This is a genomic window from Flavobacterium sp., from assembly GCF_043722275.1.
In the GTDB taxonomy this organism is placed as follows: Bacteria; Bacteroidota; Bacteroidia; order Flavobacteriales; family Flavobacteriaceae; genus Flavobacterium.
The window spans coordinates 1-5141 of the sequence record NZ_JAYSPC010000081.1 but is presented as its reverse complement, the minus strand read 5'-3'; the positions used below and the strand labels follow the sequence as shown (position 1 = coordinate 5141).

The 5141-nt window shown below is 34.2% G+C and carries 5 protein-coding genes; all 5 read right to left on the bottom strand.

Annotation, left to right across the window (positions count from 1 at the left end; genetic code table 11):
• Positions 1 to 344: 344 nt before the first annotated feature.
• Positions 345 to 1076 carry a hypothetical protein gene (locus ACHZDT_RS10770; protein WP_394774634.1) on the bottom strand — a complete coding sequence of 244 codons (732 nt, stop codon included), beginning with the start codon at positions 1074 to 1076 and terminating at the stop codon, positions 345 to 347.
• Positions 1052 to 1540, bottom strand: a complete 489-nt coding sequence (locus ACHZDT_RS10765; protein ID WP_394774633.1) for a hypothetical protein — start codon at positions 1538 to 1540, stop codon at positions 1052 to 1054. The genes ACHZDT_RS10770 and ACHZDT_RS10765 overlap by 25 nt, the downstream gene beginning before the upstream one ends.
• A 329-nt stretch (positions 1541 to 1869) precedes the next feature.
• Entirely contained in the window at positions 1870 to 3027 is a 1158-nt protein-coding gene (locus tag ACHZDT_RS10760) for a hypothetical protein (RefSeq protein ID WP_394774632.1), read from the bottom strand.
• Positions 3028 to 3534: 507 nt separating this feature from the next.
• Positions 3535 to 3777, bottom strand: coding sequence for a hypothetical protein (locus ACHZDT_RS10755; RefSeq protein ID WP_394774631.1), 243 nt, complete (start codon positions 3775 to 3777; stop codon positions 3535 to 3537).
• A gap of 282 nt (positions 3778 to 4059) precedes the next feature.
• Positions 4060 to 4626: a hypothetical protein gene (locus ACHZDT_RS10750; RefSeq protein ID WP_394774630.1), complete on the bottom strand. Its 567-nt coding sequence runs from the start codon at positions 4624 to 4626 to the stop codon at positions 4060 to 4062.
• Positions 4627 to 5141 lie beyond the last annotated feature (515 nt).

The window sequence follows — 5141 nt, the reverse complement described above, 5'->3', positions numbered from 1 at the left end:
CTTTTTTACTGGCATATTCTAAAGGTACAAAAACGGAGAACTTCTTTAAGCGGCGCAACGTCCTCGGCTCTGCTTAAAAGCTCGTTGAGAGACGTCGCTGGGAAAAAAGGTCTATCATATCTTGTTGATCGTATTAAAATGCATTAAGGCCAATTTTAACTCTACCGCCCAACATTAAGCCCAGTGCTGAACCCCTGTGTCTCTTTGTTAATAATCTTTGGCCCCCTTAAAAAAAACTTGAGCAACGCAACTTCCTCGGCTTTACTCAACGGCCCATTTTTTTTGCGACGTAGCTGGGAAAAATTTTGCAGCAATACCAATTTTGCGTTTCGTACTTTTCATTGTCAATATAAAGTGCCTCTTATTGTCTTACAGCTATATGTTGTATAATCATAATTGTAATAAATCTCAATAATGATAACCTCTCTTTCGTATTTAATATGTGGGTCAAGCGTTGTAAACTGTATTCTATAAGTACAGTCCGATTGCTTTTTTACTACTGGCTGTCCGTAAATCTTCCAGTCGGGGTAATAGAATTTCATGTATGATTTAAAATCTTCAAGAGCATGCTTTTCTGTACAGGTCATTTCTTTTAAAAGAAAAGGAGGAATTTCAAGAATGTTCGGTGTGTCAACTGCAACCGCTGTACTATCTACAGCTTGAAAAGGCTCCTCTGAGATTATTTTAAGTTTTTCCTTTTTTGTCTGCAAATTCATGATACTGAAAATTGCAACAAATAATAATGCAACTCCAATGAAACTGTAAATGCTAATTTTAATTGTTCTTTTTGATAACGGTTCATTCTTGTATGAAAAGTTTATAATAGAAAATAAGAAAAACAGAACAGCAGTCAAGATTGAAAGAATGACAATTATTAAAACCAGTCTGCTGACATCCAAATTTGAGCTATTTGAAAATAATGTGTCATACTTTATTTCCTTTTTTGAACTAGTTTTAAATGGAACATGAATAATAGCAAAGTAAACAAATAGGCATCCATATACGACAAACAATATTTTCTGAAAGATATTAAGCTTCATACACTTTAAATTTATTCCTGATTTTGATGTTGCCAACAGAGTTGATTTAAATTGTCAGTCAAGTGTCTGCAACGACTACTGTTTTTAGTCTTTCCTATACATTGTTTTGCCATAGGTACATTATTAAAACACCCTTCACTTTGCCCAATTATCTGCACTTCATATTCGTATCCTTTGTCGCTTGTAAAAGATGCATGGCCATCTTCATCTATTGCTGCATTTGAAAAATTATCTTCACCAAGACTACCTCCATTTGGCCAGTCAATTTTAACTATTTCATTATTTTCAACTTTTATAGTCAAAGTATATGATGACTGTGTGCCAGTATTTGGGTTATGATACTGCACCTCTGCACAGTAAGTATCATCTGAATAACTACCATCGTCATTTTTTGCTTCTGACTGTGAGAATGTGTCACCAGAGCTACTCCTCGATTTGACTTGGCAACCAATTAGTATTAATAGGAAAAATGTCTTTATTATAAACCGTGATTTCACCATAGCATGACCACTAAATTATATTTTTCTGCAACCAATTAATATAAATTTTAGGAAATTTATCTAAAGTAATATTTATATGTCGAAGACTTTATTTCTTCTATGATTTTAAAATAACCGACGCATCTGCCATACTATTGAAAATACATCACGCCCAGACCTCCGGCCTTGTGTCTCATTTTTACAAATCTTTACTCAAAAAAAACTTCGGCTTTTTTCTTTAGTTACCTAATTCGTAAAGAATAAAACGGAGAACTTTTTTAGGCGACAAAACTTCCATGGCTCTGGTTAATGGCTCATTGAAAGACGTTGCTGGAAAAAATTTATTGATATTATTGACAATTTTCTGTAATAATTTCTTGAGCATCTTTATAACCGAAGTCAATTGCTCTATTTAAATCCAAGCACGCATTTATTTTACTGTTTAGTTGTAGATAAGAAATACCTCTAAAACAATATGTCTGGCCTAATTGCTGCTTAAAGTAATCAATTCGGGAATAGCTATTATCTTTCTTGGCGTCGTTAAGTTGTTTGCTAAATAAACCGATGGCTGTGGAATAATCAGCTATCGCTGCCTTTTCATTTCCTATGAATGAATAGCAATTGGCCCTCATTTTAAAATCATCAGAACTTTTTTCTTGAAATAAATACTTATTGAAATCCGCAATTGCCCCCCGATAGTTTCTTATTTTAAACTTCAAGGTTGCTCTTTCACTATAATAATAAACATCACTTGTGTCAGCCTCAATTGCGTTCGATAAATGTTGAATGGCGGCAATTGTATCTTGGTCAAGGATGTAAGATATCTGGGATAAAAAGTAATATGCAGCACCTTTTATAGACTTATTCTTTGTTTCCTCAAGTACCATTATACAGTCAAATTTGAGTTGGTTTTTTTCTGGAAATTCAACTTTTTTATTTTCATTTGATGACGATAATTCCACTAAGGTTTTTTGGCCATTCAATCGCTTATAAAGAAAAATCATTCTGGCTATAAGATATTTGACATTCTTCGTTGGATATTTTTTTATTGCTAAGTCAATTTCCTCCTTTGCTCGTTCATACTCTATTGCAGTTTCAACGCCATGTTCAGTTATATAAGGTATTAAAAATGAAAAGATTCTATCTGTTTGGCTAAACTGTGAAAATATTAGATAGTGCAATTCAGGCGTATCATAATTATTGGCTAAAGCTTTTTTGCAATCGTTATAAATTACTTCGTTGATACCCGGTGAAAACTCCTTGGCTAATATTTTTTTAAGATAGTTTATTACAGCCCTATTGAAATAGTTAATACCAATAGTTGAGTCGACTTGGATAGATTTATTAATTAAGCTAATCGCCTCATCAAATTTTTTTTCTTTGCAAAGTTTAGCAACAGATCTGTCTGAACTGTCAATTTTTGGGTTAAAGCTTCCGAGAAAATCTCTTTGTCCGTTAGATCCAAGTGACGACAAAGTCAATAATAACACAATGGAAAATGTCTTCATATAATATTTTTAAACAAGCGTTTGGGGATATATGAGTAAAACGAAGAGTTCATTAGCATTTGCATACAACGTTCGAGTCTTTGTGCCGCTGACGAATTAACCAACTGACTGCCCGGAACTGAAGCCAAATTTATAACTAAAAGGGGAAGTTAAGAACTAATGACCGGTAGAATTCCGTCCGCCGAAACCGCTGCTGATAGCGAACTGGCAGCTGAATGTTACAACGTCCTTTAGCACTTGCAGGATACCCATGTTGGCTGCATGTGCTATATTCTGTCAAACTAAAACTGTCTTTATTTATAAGAGTAATTCAATCGAATAAAATATCTCACTTGATAAGTAGGCTATAAAAAACTTTAGGTCACCTACATAAAGCCTTTAAGATAAATATTGCCTCAAAAACCACAATCGTGTTTAAATGGTTTTATCCATTTACTCAAAGATCTTTCGTCAGTTTGGTATAATACCATATACAAGGATGTAAAAGTAATTTTGGGTAGATTTGAGTTAACTCCAAAACTCCAATTTGTCTTGATGTTTCTTTTTAGTTTTCTCCTTACCAGTTGTAATGTCTACATATTTACAATTGACAATAAGGGTAGGCTTGGGGGTAGCATCTACGTTTGCGCCCATAAGTTCTTTTAATGCAACCCCCATAAAATTGAGTTCATATTCTTTTACTAAAAGTTTTAAGCCAGGGTTTGTTTTTTCTCTTACAAGGTCTCCCTGTTTAAATTTTTGTTCTACCATTTTTTTTGTTTTTACAATTATCAAATACTGTTTCCTCCTACTAATTTACATAAGTCCAATAACATTTTCAATTTCAGATTGCCCAACCGCTGTTAAACAAAGTCAAAGACCAGTATTGGAGTGGACTTATTACCCATCTATTTGATCAACCTGCATGAATTATTTTACTCCTTAGGGCAATGCAATGTTGGCTACAGTACTTTGTGAACTAAGCACAAGTCAGTTCTAAATCGGATTTACCGCCTCAGTTGTAAAGCCAAACCGGATAGAATCTTATAGTGCTTATTGACCTTTTATTTTTATCTTTTGCGATAAGTTGTAATATAAATTCTTATAGAATAGATAGTTTTTAGTTAAATACCTCTCGTCTATTGAACTGTACATGTAATCAAGAAGAATCAATCTGTCGCTAGATTTTATGAAATAATAAAAATTGCGCATAAAAACTCTCACTTGCCCATATAGCAGGGACTTTTTTGTCTCGTATACAATGCAGTCATTCCCTTTTATTCTGATTTTTTTGCTAGAATTAATGATAAATTCATCGTTTGAATCGTTAAGTAATTTTACAATCTGACCAGCCCTATCACTAATAACAAAGTTTGCATCAAATTTAAAAACCTTTACTGTATTTCCTAGAGATAATGAAATAATATCCGATTTGAAAGAATAAGTGCTTTTGTCTCTCATTTTCCAAGAGCAAGGCACAGCTATTACCACAGAAAGATTTTCTAAATTTTTTACCCCGCTAATTTCCTGCTCGCAAGACTGTTTAAAAAGTTCTTTTTCATTAATTTGAGCATATCCAGCTCTAGATGTTAGTAATAATAACGTAAATAATAATTTCATTTTTTTTGCTTTTATAAATGGCGAATGATCTAGTTTCATAAACTGTTACCATGTAACGAAGGGTAGGTATTGCAGCCAACGTCTGTATCTCCGCAACCAATTATTAAAACTTGCGGCAATACACCTAATGTAATCTTTAATTACGAAAGTTTGTATTTCTTTCACCAGGCGCAAAGCTCCAGCCCTGTGTTTCCTTGTTAGTAATCTTTACTCCTTAAAAATAAATCAACCAATTCTTGTGATGGCATTCTTAAAGCCCCATAAACATTCAATTGCTGAAAGGCAGGCGGATAGCAGCGCAAAGCCCACAGCTGAGGGTGGCCCGCTTTGGTTTTTGAAATTATGGGAGTGCCGGCCGGGCCGCAGGGCGGGCTTTGTGGCGAGGACTTGCAGCGGATAGCCGCAACTGCTGTTGAATAAAGTTGTATGCTGATTGCCCCAAAATTTTATTTAAAAATTACATATACCAGCCAGCTCATTACGTAGGCCAGTGCCGTCATGTACACTAATTGAAT